Below are 16941 nucleotides of genomic sequence, written 5' to 3'. Positions count from 1 at the left end.
CCCTCCGGGCGCTTCCCTTCGTTTTCTTCTTTCCTGCGTTTCCGACTCTATCAGACTCTTCCGTGTCCGATTCCCGGTCGAAGCGGGGCGCTTTCGAGGTTCTTCGCTTTCGCGTTTTCCCTTTCCGGCGGTTCCAACTTTACCAGACTCTTTTTCCGTTCCGTTTCCGGTCCGAATCTGAATTCCGGTGGCCTGTGGAGTGGCCTTGCCTTTCGGCGGACCCGACTTTATCAGAGATTCTGAGTCGGAATTCCCGCCTCGTCGGGGTGTCCCCGGCACACGAGTGTGCCCGGTGCTTCCCGGTCAGGCGGAACCGCAAACGTACTGGAGCGGGGCGCCCCGATGCAAATCGAGGCGCCCCGCTCCCGTACGGGCTGGTCAGGAGGGTCAGACCTCGACGACGACCGGGAGGATCATCGGGCGCCGGCGGTAGGTGTCGGAGACCCACTTGCCGACCACCCGGCGGACCATCTGCTGGAGCTGGTGGGGCTCCATGACGCCGTCCTGCGCCGACTTGTCCAGGGCTTCCTGGATCTTCGGGGCGACGCCGACGAAAGCGCTGTCGTCGATGCCGGAGCCCCTGGCCTGGATGTGGGGGCCGCCCACGATCTTGCCGGAGGAGCTGTCGACCACGATGAAGACCGAGATGATGCCCTCGTCGCCCAGGATGCGGCGGTCCTTGAGGGAGGTCTCGGTGACGTCGCCCACGGAGAGGCCGTCGACGTAGACGTAACCGGCCTGGACCTTGCCGACGATCTTGGCCTTGCCGTCGATCAGGTCGACGACCACGCCGTCCTCGGCGATGACGATGTGGTCCTTCGGGACGCCCGTGAGGGCTCCCAGCTCGGCGTTGGCCCGCAGGTGGCGCCATTCGCCGTGGACCGGCATCAGGTTCTTCGGCTTGCAGATGTTGTAGAAGTACAGCAGCTCGCCGGCCGAGGCGTGGCCCGAGACGTGGACCTTGGCGTTGCCCTTGTGGACGACGTTGGCTCCCCAGCGGGTCAGGCCGTTGATCACGCGGTAGACCGCGTTCTCGTTGCCCGGGATCAGGGACGACGCCAGGATCACCGTGTCGCCCGGGACGATCCGGATCTGGTGGTCGCGGTTGGCCATCCGGGAGAGGGCCGCCATCGGCTCGCCCTGCGAACCCGTGCAGACCAGCACGACCTCGTCGTCCGGGAGGTCGTCCAGGGTCTTCACGTCGACCACCAGGCCCGCGGGCACCTTCAGGTAGCCGAGGTCGCGGGCGATGCCCATGTTGCGGACCATCGAGCGGCCGACGAAGGCGACCCTGCGGCCGTACTCGTGGGCGGCGTCCAGGATCTGCTGGATGCGGTGCACGTGGCTGGCGAAGCTCGCCACGATGATGCGCTTCTGGGCGTTGGCGAAGACCGTGCGCAGGACGTTGGAGATGTCCCGCTCGGGCGGTACGAAGCCGGGGACCTCGGCGTTCGTGGAGTCGGAGAGGAGGAGGTCGATGCCCTCCTCGCTCAGCCGGGCGAACGCGTGCAGGTCGGTGAGACGGCCGTCCAGCGGGAGCTGGTCCATCTTGAAGTCACCGGTGGCCACGGCCATGCCCGCGGGGGTGCGGATGGCGACCGCGAGGGCGTCCGGGATCGAGTGGTTGACCGCGATGAACTCGCAGTCGAAGACGCCGATGCGCTCGCGCTGGCCCTCGGTGACTTCGAGGGTGTACGGGCGGATGCGGTGCTCCTGGAGCTTCGCCTCGATGAGCGCGAGGGTCAGCTTGGAGCCGATGAGGGGGATGTCCGCCTTCAGCCGGAGGAGGTAGGGCACGCCGCCGATGTGGTCCTCGTGGCCGTGCGTGAGGACGATGCCCTCGATGTCGTCCAGGCGGTCCCGGATCGTGGTGAAGTCCGGCAGGATCAGGTCGATGCCCGGCTGCTCCTCCTCGGGGAAGAGGACGCCGCAGTCGACGATGAGCAGGCGTCCGCCGTACTCGAAGACCGTCATGTTGCGGCCGATCTCGCCCAGGCCGCCGAGCGGGGTGACCCGCAGGGCGCCCTTCGGGAGCTTCGGGGGGGTACCGAGTTCAGGATGCGGATGGCTCAAAAGACTCTCCTTAACCACACGCGCCACGTACCGCTGAGGCACGTGGCGCGCGTGTCATTCGTGCACTTGCTGTTGTCTTGGGGGCGTGCTCTTCGCGAGGTGCCTCGCTCGTTCTCGTCATTCAGTTGTGAAGTCTGTGGTTACAGCTGTACCCCGCCGGCGGCCAGGTCGATCTTGAGCTGCGCCGTCTCCTGGGCGGTGAGCTCCACCAGGGGCAGCCGCAGCGGACCGGCGGGGAGGCCCTGGAGCGTCAGCGCGGCCTTGGTGGTGATCACACCCTGGGTGCGGAACATGCCGGTGAAGACCGGGAGCAGCTTCTGGTGGATCTCGGTGGCCTTCTGGACGTCGCCACTCAGGTGGGCCTCGATCAGCGCCCGCAGGTCCGGGGTGACCACATGGCCGACGACGGAGACGAAACCGACGGCGCCGACCGAGAGGAGCGGGAGGTTCAGCATGTCGTCGCCGGAGTACCAGGCGAGGCCGGACTGGGCGATGGCCCAGCTGGCGCGGCCCAGGTCCCCCTTGGCGTCCTTGTTGGCGACGATCCGCGGGTGGTCGGCCAGCCGTACGAGGGTCTCCGTGTCGATCGGGACCCCGCTGCGGCCGGGGATGTCGTACAGCATCACGGGCAGGCCGGTGGAGTCGGCGATGGCCGTGAAGTGCCGCAGGAGGCCCTCCTGCGGCGGCTTGTTGTAGTACGGCGTGACGGCGAGGAGCCCGTGGGCACCGGTGCGCTCGGCGGTGCGGGCCAGGTCCACGCTGTGCCGGGTGTCGTTGGTGCCGATGCCGGCGACGACGTGCGCCCGGTCTCCTACCGCTTCGAGCACCGCCCGTACGAGCTGGTCCTTCTCCGCGTCACTGGTGGTCGGGGACTCACCGGTGGTGCCGTTGACGATCAGTCCGTCGTTGCCTGCGTCCACCAGATGGGTGGCGAGCCGCTGGGCGCCGTCGAGGTCGAGAGCGCCGTCCGCCGTGAAGGGCGTGGCCATAGCGGTGAGGACCCGCCCGAAGGGGGTCTGCGGAGTGGAGATCGGAGCCATGGGTAACACGCTACTCGCTGCTCAGCGCGTGGTCCCCCCTCGGGGGGACGGGGAAGAGGAGCCCGGCACTGCCTGCTCGGGGGTTCAAGCAGTGCCGGGTCCGTTTGATCAGCCTAGATGAACTTCTCGAAACGCCGCAATACGGACACCGCTTACGGGGCTACTCGTCCATTTTTGTTGAAGGCCGCATGAGTGAGCGGCATGAGCTGCGCCCAGTGGGCTTCCATCTGCTCGCCGACCATCTCGATCTCGCGCTGCGGGAAGGACGGGACCTTCGCCAGCTCGTGCTGGGTGCGCAGGCCCAGGAAGTGCATCAGGGACCGCGCGTTGCACGTGGCGTACATGGAGGAGAAGAGGCCGACCGGGAGCACCGCGCGGGCGACCTCGCGGGCCACGCCCTCCGCCAGCATCTCCTGGTAGGCCGCGTAGGAGGCCCGGTAGGAGTCCTCCATGGCGCGGGTCGTGAGGTCGTACTGCTCCTCGGTGCCCTCGACGAACTCGTACTTGCCGGGGCGGCCCTGCTGGACCAGCTTGCGGGAGGTTCCCGGGACGTAGAAGACCGGCTCCAGCTCCCTGTAGCGGCCCGATTCCTCGTTGTACGACCAGCCCACGCGGTGCCGCATGAACTCGCGGAAGACGAAGATCGGGGCGCTGATGAAGAAGGTCATCGAGTTGTGCTCGAACGGGCTTCCGTGCCGGTCCCGCATGAGGTAGTTGATGAGCCCCTTGGACCGCTCCGGGTCCTTGGTGACCTCTTCCAGCGACTGCTCGCCGGCCGTGGAGACCCGGGCGGCGAACAGCACGTCCGCGTCGCCGGCGGCGCTCTTCACCAGCTCAACGGTGACATCGCTGCGGAAGTGGGGCTTTGCGGGTTCGGGGGTGTCGGTCACCGGCGGGGGTCCTTCCAGGGGCTGCGCTCGGGCGGCGACCACTCTACGGGCCGTTTGCATGCGTCCGTGCATGTGCACGGACGCATGCAAACGGCAGGCTCGGGCAGCCGTTCGTGGAGTCCTTGAAACGTTACGGCGTTTCGGGGCACCGATCGGGGCTGTCGTACGTCTGACTCATTAGCAGCACCCGCCTCTGAGATCAAGGAGAGTTTCCTCATGTTCCGCCGGCGTGAATCCGTCCCGTTCTCGTTCGTCGCCGAGGCCGACCGATTCCGCAGTAACGTCACTCCTCCCCCCTCCCCCCGCGCCAGCGTGCCCGAGCTGCTCGGGCGCTCCCTCGTCGGGCTGACCGTGGTCGCCGGGCTCGTGGGGTCGCTGCTGCTGGGTATCCCGGCGCTCGACTCCGGTCAGTCCGCCTCGCAGGGCAAGCAGTCCGAGGCGTCCCAGGGCCGCTGACCGGTCCGCCGGGGCCGCCGACCGGTCTCCAGGGCCCGCCGGCTACTCGTACGGACCCCCTGGGGTGGTCGGGCCGGGGGCGGCCTCGGTAGCCTCACCGGGCACAGCAATCGAGCGTGCTTGTGAGTGAGGATGAGTCGTGCCCCTGCCCTTTCTGACGGCCGACCGCGCATTCGATGCGAGCGCGGAGGACGTTGCGCTGCCGTTCGACGACCACGACAGCTGGCGGCGGCCCTACCGTCCCGGCCCGTGGCGGGTCGCGGCGGCGGCCACTTTGTTGTTGCTGGCCTCGTTCGTTCTGCTCGCGGCCATGATCATCGGTGTCGCCGGAGCGCCTTCCGGAGCCACCGCGTGTCTGCTGCTCGCGGGTGCGCTGATCGGTGCCGCCCTGCGGCTCCTGCGGGTCGGCGCGTGGGTCAGCCGGCACGGTGTGCGGCGCGTGGGGTTCTTCCGGACCACCACGGTGCCGTGGGGGGCCACCGCCTCCGTCCGTACGGTCCAGCAGCCCGTGAAGTGGCTGGGGCTGCCTCGTACGGTGCAGGGTCAGGCCCTGATCGTGACCCGGCAGAACGGTGAGACGCTGCCGCCGCTGGCCTCCGACCACAACGCGGACTTCCTCGGGCGCGAGGAGGCCTTCGAGCGGGCCACCGACGCCGTGGAGGCCTGGGCGGACGAATACCGCCACGGGTGAGCCGTCGCCGTGTACGTGGATGAGCCCGGGACCCTTGCGAGGGTCCCGGGCTCATCTGCGTACGGCGTGGAAGGTGCCCTCAGGCGCCGGACGGGCCGGAAGGCGCGGGCTCGCCGGACGGAGCCGCAGGTGCGGCCGGACGGGCTCTGTGCAGCGCGATGGCCCTCTGCATGGCCTTGCGGGCCCTCGGGGTGTCCCTCGCGTCCTGGTAGGCGACCGCCAGCCGGAACCAGGCGCGCCAGTCGTCCGGGGCGTCCTCCGTCTCCTCCCGGCGCCGGGTGAAGACCGCGTCGGCGGCGTCCCGGTCGATGCGGCCGGACGGGGTGCGGGCCAGGTCGTCGACCGGCAGGCCGCCCTCCGCGTCCAGTTCGGCGGCGAGCGCGTTGGCCCGCCGGACGAACTGGGTGTTCTTCCAGAGGAACCAGATCCCGATCACCGGCAGGATCAGTACGGCGACGCCGAACGTGACCGTGAGCAGCGTGCCGTGCCGGATGAGCATCAGGCCGCGGCTGCCGACCAGGACGAAGTAGAAGACGAGGACGGCGGCCGTGACGATGTAGGTGATCTTCGCGCGCATGGGGGCCCGTCAGTTCAGGTCGAGGAAGTGTTCCAGGCCGAAGGTGAGGCCGGGAGTGGTCACCACGCGGCGGGCGCCGAGCAGGATGCCCGGCATGAAGCTGCTGTGGTGGAGGGAGTCGTGGCGGATGGTGAGGGTCTCGCCCTCGCCGCCGAGCAGCACTTCCTGGTGGGCGAGCAGTCCGCGGAGGCGGATCGCGTGGACCGGGACGCCGTCGACGTCCGCGCCGCGCGCGCCGTCCAGGGCGGTGGTGGTGGCGTCCGGCTGGGGGGCGCTGCCCGCCTTGGCGCGGGCCGCCGCGATGAGCTGGGCGGTGCGGGTCGCGGTGCCGGAGGGGGCGTCGACCTTGTTGGGGTGGTGCAGCTCGACGACCTCGACGGACTCGAAGTAGCGGGCGGCCTGCTCGGCGAACTTCATGGTCAGGACCGCGCCGATGGAGAAGTTCGGGGCGATCAGGACGCCGGTCTCCGGGGAGTTCTCCAGCCAGGTGGTCAGCTGCGCGAGCCGTTCGTCGGTCCAGCCCGTGGTGCCGACGACGGCGTGGATGCCGTGCCGGACGCAGAAGTCGAGGTTGCCCATGACCGACGCGGGGGTGGTCAGCTCGACGGCGACCTGGGCGCCCGCCTCGGCGAGGGCCTCCAGCTTGTCGCCCCGGCCCAGGGCCGCCACCAGCTCCAGGTCGTCGGCGGCCTCGACGGCCCGTACGGCCTCGGAGCCGATCCGGCCCTGGGCACCGAGAACGGCTACGCGCAGCTTGCTCATCTTGTCTTCCTTAGGGAGTGCGAGCGCTTCGGATCAGGAGACCGCTTCGTGGAGGCGGTCCGCCTGCTTGTCCTTGAGCGGGCCGATGACCGAGAGCGAGGGGCGGTGGGTGAGGAGCTCGCCCGCCACCTCCCGTACGTCGTCGGGAGTGACCTCCGCGATACGGGCCAGCATGTCGTCCACCGACATCTGCTCGCCCCAGCACAGCTCGCTCTTGCCGATACGGTTCATCAGCGCGCCGGTGTCCTCCAGGCCGAGGACGGTGGAGCCGGAGAGCTGCCCGATGGCGCGGGTGATCTCGTCGTCGTCCAGGCCGTGGGTGGCGACCCGGTCCAGCTCGTCGCGGCAGAGCTTCAGGACGTCGTGGACCTGGCTGGGCCGGCAGCCCGCGTAGACGCCGAAGAGGCCGCAGTCGGCGAAGCCCGAGGTGTACGAGTACACGCTGTAGGCCAGGCCGCGCTTCTCCCGTACCTCCTGGAAGAGGCGCGAGCTCATGCCGCCGCCGAGGGCGGTGTTGAGGACGCCGAGCGCCCAGCGGCGCTCGTCGGTGCGGGCGAGGCCGGGCATGCCGAGGACCACGTGGGCCTGCTCGGTCTTGCGGTTGAGCAGCTCCACCTTGCCCGCGGTGCGCAGGGTGCGGGAGCCCTCGCGGGGCGCCATGGGGACGGCGTCCGTACGGGAGAGGGCGCCGGCGCGTTCGAAGGCCTTGCGGACCTGGCGTACGACCGTGGCGTGGTCGACGTTGCCGGCGGCGGCGACGACCAGGTGCGTGGGGTCGTAGTGCTTCTTGTAGAAGCGGGCGATCTGGCCTCGGTTCAGCGCGTTGATCGTGTCGACGGTGCCGAGGACCGGGCGGCCGAGGGGGGTGTCGCCGAGCATGGTGTGCGCGAACAGGTCGTGCACGCAGTCGCCCGGGTCGTCCTCGGTCATCGCGATCTCCTCGAGGATGACGCCGCGCTCGGCGTCGACGTCCTCGGGGGCGATCAGCGAGCCGGTCAGCATGTCGCAGACCACGTCGATGGCGAGCGGCAGGTCGGTGTCCAGGACCCGCGCGTAGTAGCAGGTGTACTCCTTCGCCGTGAAGGCGTTCATCTCGCCGCCGACCGCGTCGATGGCGGAGGAGATGTCGAGGGCGGTGCGCTTGGCGGTGCCCTTGAAGAGGAGGTGTTCGAGGTAGTGGGTCGCGCCGTTCAGGGTGGGCGTCTCGTCGCGTGAACCGACGTTGGCCCAGATTCCGAAGGTGGCGGACCGGACGGAGGGCAGGGTCTCGGTGACGATCCGCAGACCGCCGGGGAGGACGGTGCGGCGGACGGTGCCGATGCCGCCTGTGCCCTTGAGGAGCGTTTGGGTACGGGCGACGGCCCGCCCCTCGGAGGAGGGGCGGGCCGTCGTCGCGGAACTACGGGACGTCACTTGTCGGTGTCGTCCTTCTTCTCGTCCTCGTCTTCACCCTCGACGACCGGGATCAGGGAGAGCTTGCCGCGCGAGTCGATCTCGGCGATCTCGACCTGGACCTTGGCGCCGACGCCGAGCACGTCCTCGACGTTCTCCACGCGCTTGCCACCGGCGAGCTTGCGGATCTGCGAGATGTGCAGCAGGCCGTCCTTGCCGGGCATGAGCGAGACGAACGCACCGAAGGTGGTCGTCTTGACGACCGTGCCCAGGTAGCGCTCGCCGACCTCCGGCATGGTCGGATTGGCGATCGCGTTGATCGTGGCGCGGGCGGCCTCGGCCTGCGAACCCTGCTGGGCACCGATGTAGATGGTGCCGTCGTCCTCGATCGTGATGTCGGCGCCGGTGTCCTCCTGGATCTGGTTGATCATCTTGCCCTTGGGGCCGATGACCTCACCGATCTTGTCCACCGGGATCTTGACGGTGATGATCCGCGGGGCGTTCGGGGACATCTCGTCCGGGACGTCGATGGCCTCGTTCATGACGTCCAGGATGTGCAGACGCGCGTCACGGGCCTGCTTCAGCGCGGCGGCCAGGACCGAGGCGGGGATGCCGTCGAGCTTGGTGTCGAGCTGGAGCGCGGTCACGAACTGCTTCGTACCGGCGACCTTGAAGTCCATGTCGCCGAAGGCGTCCTCCGCACCGAGGATGTCGGTGAGGGCGACGTAGTGGGTCTTGCCGTCGATCTCCTGCGAGATCAGGCCCATGGCGATACCGGCGACGGCGGCCTTGAGCGGCACACCGGCGTTCAGCAGCGACATGGTGGAGGCGCAGACCGAGCCCATGGACGTCGAGCCGTTGGAGCCCAGCGCCTCGGAGACCTGGCGGATCGCGTAGGGGAACTCCTCGCGCGAGGGGAGCACCGGCACGATGGCGCGCTCGGCGAGCGCGCCGTGGCCGATCTCGCGGCGCTTGGGCGAGCCCACGCGGCCGGTCTCGCCGACGGAGTACGGCGGGAAGTTGTAGTTGTGCATGTAGCGCTTGCGGGTCACCGGGGAGAGGGTGTCCAGCTGCTGCTCCATGCGGAGCATGTTGAGGGTGGTGACGCCCAGGATCTGGGTCTCGCCACGCTCGAACAGCGCCGAGCCGTGCACGCGCGGGATGGCCTCGACCTCGGCGGCGAGCGTACGGATGTCCGTGACGCCACGGCCGTCGATGCGGACCTTGTCCTTGATGACGCGCTCGCGGACCAGCTTCTTGGTCAGCGAGCGGTACGCGGCGGAGATCTCCTTCTCGCGGCCCTCGAAGGCCGGGAGGAGCTTCTCGGCGGCGATCTCCTTGACGCGGTCCAGCTCGGCCTCGCGGTCCTGCTTGCCGGCGATGGTGAGCGCCTGCGTCAGCTCGGAGGTGACGGCCTTGGCCAGCGCGTCGAAGACGTCGTCCTGGTAGTCCAGGAAGACCGGGAACTCGCCGACCGGCTTGGCGGCCTTGGAGGCGAGGTCGGACTGGGCCTTGCAGAGCACCTTGATGAAGGGCTTCGCGGCGTCCAGACCGGCGGCGACGATCTCCTCGGTGGGAGCCTCGGCGCCGTCCTTGACGAGCTGGATGGTCTTCTCGGTGGCCTCGGCCTCGACCATCATGATCGCGACGTCGCCGTCCTCCAGGACGCGACCGGCGACGACCATGTCGAAGACGGCGTCCTCGAGCTCGGTGTGCGTCGGGAACGCGACCCACTGGCCCTTGATCAGGGCGACGCGGGTGGCGCCGATCGGGCCGGAGAAGGGCAGGCCCGCCAGGATGGTGGAGCAGGAGGCGGCGTTGATCGCGACCACGTCGTACAGGTGGTCGGGGTTGAGCGCCATGATCGTCTCGACGATCTGGATCTCGTTGCGCAGGCCCTTCTTGAAGGAGGGGCGCAGCGGGCGGTCGATCAGGCGGCAGGTGAGGATCGCGTCCTCGGAGGGCCGGCCCTCACGACGGAAGAAGGAGCCGGGGATCTTGCCGGCCGCGTACTGCCGCTCCTCGACGTCCACCGTGAGGGGGAAGAAGTCGAGGTTGTCCTTGGGCCGCTTGGAAGCGGTGGTGGCCGACAGCACCATGGTGTCGTCGTCCAGGTACGCGACGGCGGAGCCTGCGGCCTGCTTGGCCAGGCGGCCCGTCTCGAAGCGGATGGTGCGGGTGCCGAAGGTTCCGTTGTCGATAACGGCCTCGGCGTAGTGGGTCTCGTTCTCCACTAGTGATTTCTCCATACTCGTCGTCTTTCGTCCTGCCGCCCGTGTGGCGGAGGACGGTGCGGGAGAAGCGCACCGTGTGTGCGGGCCGGTCTTCGATCGAAGCTCCCGGGCATTTTCCCGGGGGCCACTACCGAGGACCGGCGGCGGCGTCGCTGCGCCTCTCCCTCGTGTTGCGGTGGTGTTGCTGGTGTTCCGGTATCCAGGTTACTGAGCTTGACACCGGTCGTGCACGTACGGCAAAGGGAGCGGTCCCCTCAGACGCGGGAACCGCTCCCTCTCCACGACGTACTTACTTGGCGCCGCCGGCCGCACCGCGGCGGATGCCGAGGCGGTCGACCAGCGCGCGGAAGCGCTGGATGTCCTTCTTGGCCAGGTACTGCAGGAGGCGGCGACGCTGGCCGACCAGGATCAGCAGACCACGACGGGAGTGGTGGTCGTGCTTGTGCGTCTTGAGGTGCTCCGTCAGGTCCGAGATCCGGCGGGAGAGCATGGCGACCTGGACCTCGGGGGATCCGGTGTCACCCTCCTTCTGGGCGAACTCGGACATGATCTGCTTCTTCGTAGCGGCGTCGAGCGGCACGCGTACTCCTCTTTGGTGTTCGAAGCGCCCACGAGTGCCCCTGGTCTTGATCTCAGGGGAGCTTCCGTGACTCGGAGGCGAAGGTCCGATGAGCGCAGTCCCCAGGATGACCCGGAGAGGCGTACACAAACGGCCACTGGTCACAGTACCAGCCATTCGGGTCACACCCGGACGGTGGCGAACCGGTCGGCTCTCTCGTCAGCTGGTGAGGGCCCGGATCGAGCGGTAGACGTCGAAGACCGCGAGGCAGAGCGGCAGCAGGGTGAGCAGGACCACCGTCTCGGCGATCTCCAGGAAGCGGCCCCAGAACGGGGTCACCCCCTTGCGCGGCACGATCAGGCCGATGGCGGTGATCAGGGCGGCGACGCCCGCGACGGCGGCGGCGAGCCACACCGTACGGATGTCCAGGGCGGTGGAGTCCCCCCGCAGGGCGTCGCGCACCAGGGTGAGCGGCGGGTTGAGGGAGAGGCCGAGGCCCAGGAGTACGAGGGAGCCGAGGCCCGCCGCGAGGGTGCAGCCGACCTGTGCGGTGTAGCGGAACAGGTGGGCGCGCATCAGCAGGGCGATGCCGGTGGCCAGGGCGAGGAGCTGGCCCCAGACGTTGTCCGAGAAGCCCAGTACGGCGGCGGCGGCCACGGCCACCAGTGCGCAGCCGCCGACCAGGCCGAGGAGCAGCTCGTGGCCGCGGCGGGCCTGGGCGGCGATCCGTACGGCGTCGACCGGGCCCTGGGGGGCCGGGTCGGAGGTGCCGTAGTCGCCGACGGCGGAGCGGGGCGGTTCGAAGCCGATGGGGAGGCGGGCGAAGCGGGTGGAGAGGCCGGGCAGGAAGGCCAGGGCGCCCACGGCGAAGGGGGCGCAGACGGCGGCGGCCTCGGTGGGCTTCAGCTCCGCCGTGATCGCGATGAAGGTGACCACGAGGCCGGTGGCGCTCGCGAAGACGAACGCGACGAACGGCCCGTCGCCGCCGGGTGCGGTGATCATGAGGATGACCGACACCACCAGCACGGCGGCGCAGGCGAGCAGGAACTGCAGCCGCCCCACGCCTTGGCCCGCGCTGAGCGAGAGCAGCCCGGAGCCGGCGACCGCGGCGTTCACCAGCGCTCCGGTGCCCAGCGCGATGGACGAGCCCCGGTCGTCGTAGACCCGTGCGCGTACGCAGGCGAGGGCGAGCAGGAGTACGGCGGTGACCGCGGCCAGGATGCCGGGCAGCCCGTGCATGTCGTGCCGGGGGTCGGCCGTCCAGAGCACGAAGCCGAGCAGGCTCAGCAGGACGGACCCGCCGAAGAGGCCGGCGCCGCGCATGAGGGAGTCGCCCCAGAGCGTGCGGTCCTTGGCCACGGCGGTGGCGACGGCGTCGGAGACGTCGTCGAAGACGGCGGGCGGCAGCGACTCGGAGAAGGGCCGCAGGGAGAGCAGCTCGCCGTCGAGGATGCGGTGGCCGGCCAGCGTACGGGCGCTGTCCAGGACGGTGCCGTCGCGGCGTACGAGGTGGTAGCCGACGGGGGCGCCGGGGGCGGGGCCCTGTCCGGAGAGGCGGAGGATCTCGGGGTAGAGATCGGCGACGGGCACGTCCTCGGGCAACGCCACGTCGACCCGGCTGTCGGGGGCGACGACCGTGACCCGGCAGAAGCCCGTGCTGTTGCCGGACGCGACCCCGTGACTCGGCCGGCCGGTCGTGGTGGCTGCCGTCTGGGCCGTCATTGTCACCTGCTGCTCCCCCTGTTGCCTGCTGCTCTGGCTGTTGCCCGCTGCTCTGGTGCTCGGCGTCACGGTGGGTGCCGGCGGTTGTTCCGGAACCGCTGTGCGCCGCTTTCCGGAACCGCTGTGTGCCGTTTCCCCGAACCGCTGTGTGCCGCTTTCGGAACTTCTGCCGGAAACACCCTTCAGGACCGTGGATTTCGCCCCGCGTCCCGAATGACCGCCTTCTTGCGGTAGTTAGCGGATGCGTATACGCATCGCGACACCCTACCGCCATGCGGCACCCGCTCCGCCAGTAGGATCCATCCCGCGGATGGAGCCCGTCGCCACGGGGGCGCCGATAGGAACACTTCCGTCCGGCAAGGGAATTGGTGAGCTGTGAGCCAGATCGTCGTCAAGCGCCCACCGCGGGCCCTGCCCTCCGAAGTGCCGGTCGAGCAGGTGCAGTTGCAATCTCCTCCGGAGCTGCCCCGCGGTCAGCAGGAGGGCGCTCTGATGCAGCTCCTGCCGATGCTGGGCATGGGTGGTTCCGTCGTCTTCTTCTTCATGACGCCGAACCCGATCATGCGGATCATGGGCGTGATCATGATCGCCTCGACGGTGGCCATGGCCATCGCCATGCTGGTGCGTTTCCGGCGGGGCACGCAGGGCCAGCTCGCGGACATGCGACGGGACTATCTGAAGTACCTGACGCAGACCCGGCGCACGGTGGTGAAGACGGCGCGCAAGCAGCGTGACGCGCAGTTCCATCTGCACCCCTCGCCCGAGCAGCTGTGGGCGCTCGTCGCCGAGGGCAGCCGGGTGTGGGAGCGGCGGGTCGCCGACTCGGACTTCGCGCAGGTGCGCATCGGTCTGGGCAGCCAGGAGCTGGCCACGCCCCTGGTCGCGCCCGAGACGGCGCCGGTCGAGGAGCTGGAGCCGCTGACCGCCGGGGCGATGCAGCAGTTCCTGACGACGCACTCCACGCTGGACGGTCTGCCGATGGCCGTGTCGCTGCGGGCGTTCTACCACCTGACGATCAGCGGCCACGCGGACTCCGCGCGCTCCTCGGCGCGGGCGATGGTCGGCGCCCTGGCCTCGCTGCACTCCCCCGAGGACCTGGTGATCGGGATCGCGGCGGGCGCGGAGGCGGCCCCGCAGTGGGAGTGGGCGAAGTGGCTCCCCCACGTACAGGACACGGGTTCGGTCGACGGTGCCGGCAGCCGGCGCCTGATCACCGGCACCGTCCTGGAGCTCGAACAGCAGCTGGCGGCCCGCCTCGACGGCCGCCCCCGCTTCCAGCCCGGCGGCCAGCCGCTCCTGGAGCAGCCGCACATCGTCATCGTCCTGGACGGCGACGCGGTGCCCCCGATGTCGGTGCTCGCCTCGGCCGAGGGGCTCCAGGGCGTGACGGTCATCGAGGTCGTGCCGGGCGAGGTGCAGGGGGCGCGCGGCGGCCTCTCCGTCGTGGTGCAGCCGCAGTCGCTGCAACTGGAGTCGGGGCAGGGGCTCGTCTACGACGGGGTGCCCGACCTGCTGAGTTACGAGGCTGCCGAGGCGCTGGCCCGTCAGCTGGCCCCGCTGCACATGGCGACGGGCGGGGACGACGACGAGCCGCTGCTGGCCAACCTGGAGTTCACCGATCTGCTGAACCTCGGGGACGCGGCCTCCATCGAGGTCAGCCGGACCTGGCGCCCCCGCTCCCAGGCCGAGCGGCTGCGCGTACCGATCGGGGTCGGTGAGGGCGGCGCCCCGGTGATGCTGGACCTCAAGGAGGCGGCGCAGGAGGGCATGGGCCCGCACGGGCTGTGCGTGGGCGCCACGGGGTCGGGGAAGTCGGAGCTGCTGCGCACGCTGGTGCTCGGCCTGGCCGTCACCCACACCTCGGAGACCCTCAACTTCGTCCTCGCGGACTTCAAGGGCGGCGCGACCTTCGCCGGTATGGCACAGATGCCCCACGTGGCCGCGGTGATCACCAACCTCGCGGACGACCTGACGCTGGTCGACCGTATGGGCGACTCCATCAGCGGTGAGCTGAACCGCCGCCAGGAGATGCTGCGCGACGCGGGCAACTACGCCAACATCCACGACTACGAGAAGGCGCGCGCGGCCGGTGCGCCGTTGCAGCCCATCCCCTCGCTCGTCCTGGTCATCGACGAGTTCAGCGAACTGCTGACGGCCAAGCCCGACTTCATCGACATGTTCGTGCAGATCGGACGCATCGGCCGTTCGCTGGGCGTGCATCTGCTGCTGGCCTCGCAGCGCCTGGAGGAGGGGCGGCTGCGCGGTCTGGAGACGTACCTCTCGTACCGCGTCGGTCTGCGGACCTTCTCGGCGGCCGAGTCCCGGGCGGCGATCGGGGTGCCCGACGCGTACCACCTGCCCAACGTGCCCGGTTCGGGGCTGCTCAAGTTCGGTACGGAGGAGATGGTGCGGTTCAAGGCCGCGTACGTCTCCGGGGTGTACCGGGCGGGGGGCCAGCAGGCGGCCGCGTCCGGGGGGCCGCTGCCGGTGGACCGCAGCCCGGTTCCGTTCACGGCGGCGCCGGTGCCGGTGCGGTACGTGCGGCCGAGCCCGCGGGCGGCGGTGCCCGAGCAGCGTGCGGCGGACGACGACGCGCTGGCGGACACGGTGCTGGACGTGATCGTGCGCCGGCTGGAGGGGCGCGGTGCCTCGGCCCATCAGGTGTGGCTCCCGCCGCTGGACAACCCGCCGACGCTGGACGAGATCCTGCCGGGGCTCTCGCCCGTACCGGGGCGCGGGCTGACGCAGCCCGGGTTCGAGGGGGCGGGGCGTCTCGTCGTACCCCTGGGCGTGATCGACAAGCCGTTCGAGCAGCGGCGCGACACGTTGTACCGGGACTTCTCCGGGGCGGCCGGCCACATGCAGATCACCGGCGGTCCGCAGTCCGGCAAGTCGACTCTGCTCCGCACGCTCATCGCGGGCTTCGCCCTGACCCACACACCACAGGAAGTCCAGTTCTACGGACTCGACTTCGGCGGTGGCGGCCTGTCGTCCATCGCGGGCCTCCCGCACGTCGGCGGGGTCGCCTCGCGGCTGGACCCCGAGCGGGTGCGCCGTACGGTCGCCGAGGTGTACGGCATCCTGTCGCGGCGCGAGGAATACTTCCGCAGCGCCGGGATCGACTCCATCGCGACCTTCCGCCGGATGCGGGAGCGCGGCGAGATCTCGGTGACGGACCAGCCGTGGGGCGACGTCTTCCTGATCATCGACGGCTGGGGCAACTTCCGTACGGACTACGAGGCCCTGGAGAACGCCGCCGTGGACATCGCGGCGCGGGGCCTGGGTTACGGCATCCACCTGATCGTCACCGCGTCACGGTCCATGGAGGTCAGGGCCAGTCTCAAGGACCACCTCATGAACCGCCTGGAGCTGCGGCTCGGCGACGTCATGGACTCCGAGCTGGACCGCAAGGTCGCGGCCAACGTGCCCGCCGGGGTGCCGGGGCGCGGGCTGACGCCGGAGAAGCTGCACTTCATGGCGGCGGTCCCGCGGATCGACGGCATCAACTCCGACAGCGACCTGTCCGAGGCGACGGCCGCCATGAACCAGGAGGTCTCCCGGCACTGGACGGCCGCGCCGGCGCCGCAGGTCCGCCTGCTGCCGCGCTCCCTGCCCGCGACCGAACTCCCCGCGGGCCACGCCGTTCCGGAGCGCGGGATCGCCTTCGGCATCGACGAGAACAACCTCGCGCCGGTCTTCGTCGACTTCGACCACGACCCGTTCTTCCTGGTCTTCGGCGAGAGCGAGTCGGGCAAGTCCAACCTGCTGCGGCTGGTCGTCAAGCAGCTCACCGAGCGGTACGACGGCGACACCTGCAAGCTCTTCGTCATCGACAACCGGCGCTCCCTGCTGGACGTGACCCCGCCGACGCACCTGGCGGAGTACATCCCCATGTCCAACAACATGGACCACCACATGGTCGCGCTCCACGACCTCATGAAGCGCCGCACCCCGTCGGCCGACGTCACGGCCCAGGAGCTGCGCGACCGCAGCTGGTGGCGCGGCCCGACGGTCTACGTGATCATCGACGACTTCGACCTGGTCGCCACGTCGAGCGGCAACCCGCTGTCGTCCTTGACGGAGTTGCTGCCGTTCGCCCGTGACGTGGGCGTCCGCTTCATCATCGCCCGCAACACGGCGGGGGCGAGCCGGGCGCTGTACGACCCGTTCCTCCAGCGCATGACGGAGCTGGGCGCGCAGGGTGTGCTGCTGTCGGGCGACCCGATGGAGGGCGACGTCCTCGGCGGCGTACGACCGCGGCCGATGCCGGCGGGGCGGGGCATCTTCATCACGCGGCGGCGGGGGAACCCGTTGGTGCAGACGGGGTTGGTGGACGGGGGGGAGTAGACGGCGGGGGCGGGGAGGGCCGGCTGCTGGGGGCCTTTTTTGGCAGCCAGCCCTCCCCGGCCCTCCCCCTGCCCGCAGCGGTTGTCGGCGTACGCGCGCACGGCGGGCATACATCAGGGTGGACACCTCCCGCGCGTGTCCACCCTGATGTGCTGTGTGCAGCCCGACGTTCTACGTGCGGCCTGACGCTCTACGTGC

General features: G+C 69.9%; 12 protein-coding genes. 3 read left to right on the top strand and 9 right to left on the bottom strand.

Going from position 1 to position 16941, the window contains the following annotated elements:
- Nucleotides 1–387: 387 nt before the first annotated feature.
- The 3 genes from AB0917_RS09885 to thyX all read right to left on the bottom strand — a co-directional run bounded on the left by AB0917_RS09885 (nt 388) and on the right by thyX (nt 4003).
- Nucleotides 388–2073 (bottom strand): ribonuclease J, encoded by a 1686-nt coding sequence (locus AB0917_RS09885; RefSeq protein ID WP_366818995.1) that lies wholly within the window; start codon nt 2071–2073, stop codon nt 388–390.
- A 140-nt stretch (nt 2074–2213) separates the two neighbouring features.
- On the bottom strand, nt 2214–3113 hold the full coding sequence (gene dapA / locus AB0917_RS09880; RefSeq protein WP_366818994.1) for a 4-hydroxy-tetrahydrodipicolinate synthase: 900 nt from the start codon (nt 3111–3113) through the stop codon (nt 2214–2216).
- A gap of 152 nt (nt 3114–3265) precedes the next feature.
- Complete coding sequence (gene thyX / locus AB0917_RS09875) at nt 3266–4003, bottom strand: FAD-dependent thymidylate synthase (RefSeq protein WP_366818993.1); 738 nt, start codon at nt 4001–4003, stop codon at nt 3266–3268.
- Nucleotides 4004–4219: 216 nt separating this feature from the next.
- Here thyX and AB0917_RS09870 point away from each other — a divergent pair, with 216 nt between their 5' ends.
- Both AB0917_RS09870 and AB0917_RS09865 read left to right on the top strand, forming a co-directional pair.
- Complete coding sequence (locus tag AB0917_RS09870) at nt 4220–4459, top strand: hypothetical protein (RefSeq protein WP_366818992.1); 240 nt, start codon at nt 4220–4222, stop codon at nt 4457–4459.
- A 139-nt stretch (nt 4460–4598) separates the two neighbouring features.
- Nucleotides 4599–5150, top strand: a complete 552-nt coding sequence (locus AB0917_RS09865) for a hypothetical protein (RefSeq protein WP_366818991.1) — start codon at nt 4599–4601, stop codon at nt 5148–5150.
- 79 nt (nt 5151–5229) lie between these two features.
- On the opposite strand, the gene AB0917_RS09860 is transcribed toward AB0917_RS09865, so the two are convergent.
- The 6 genes from AB0917_RS09860 to eccD form a co-directional block, all read right to left on the bottom strand.
- Nucleotides 5230–5727, bottom strand: a complete 498-nt coding sequence (locus tag AB0917_RS09860; protein WP_366818990.1) for a tetratricopeptide repeat protein — start codon at nt 5725–5727, stop codon at nt 5230–5232.
- 9 nt (nt 5728–5736) lie between these two features.
- Entirely contained in the window at nt 5737–6489 is a 753-nt protein-coding gene (gene dapB / locus AB0917_RS09855; protein ID WP_366818989.1) for a 4-hydroxy-tetrahydrodipicolinate reductase, read from the bottom strand.
- Between the two features lie 33 nt (nt 6490–6522).
- Nucleotides 6523–7902 (bottom strand): pitrilysin family protein, encoded by a 1380-nt coding sequence (locus AB0917_RS09850; RefSeq protein ID WP_366818988.1) that lies wholly within the window; start codon nt 7900–7902, stop codon nt 6523–6525.
- The gene (locus tag AB0917_RS09845; RefSeq protein WP_366818998.1) at nt 7899–10115 is read right to left on the bottom strand and encodes a polyribonucleotide nucleotidyltransferase; all 2217 of its coding nucleotides are present in this window, start codon (nt 10113–10115) and stop codon (nt 7899–7901) included. The genes AB0917_RS09850 and AB0917_RS09845 overlap by 4 nt, the downstream gene beginning before the upstream one ends.
- A 289-nt stretch (nt 10116–10404) precedes the next feature.
- Nucleotides 10405–10695 (bottom strand): 30S ribosomal protein S15, encoded by a 291-nt coding sequence (gene rpsO / locus AB0917_RS09840; protein WP_003965855.1) that lies wholly within the window; start codon nt 10693–10695, stop codon nt 10405–10407.
- A 198-nt stretch (nt 10696–10893) separates the two neighbouring features.
- Nucleotides 10894–12396, bottom strand: a complete 1503-nt coding sequence (gene eccD / locus AB0917_RS09835) for a type VII secretion integral membrane protein EccD (protein WP_366818997.1) — start codon at nt 12394–12396, stop codon at nt 10894–10896.
- Nucleotides 12397–12771: 375 nt separating this feature from the next.
- On the opposite strand from eccD, the gene eccCa reads away from it, so the two are divergent.
- Entirely contained in the window at nt 12772–16743 is a 3972-nt protein-coding gene (gene eccCa, locus AB0917_RS09830; protein WP_366818987.1) for a type VII secretion protein EccCa, read from the top strand.
- Nucleotides 16744–16941 lie beyond the last annotated feature (198 nt).

Source organism: Streptomyces sp. NPDC007346 (assembly GCF_040703535.1).
Taxonomy (GTDB): Bacteria; Actinomycetota; Actinomycetes; order Streptomycetales; family Streptomycetaceae; genus Streptomyces.
Note: the sequence above shows the minus strand (reverse complement) of the source record. Positions and strands in the feature narration are given on the sequence as shown.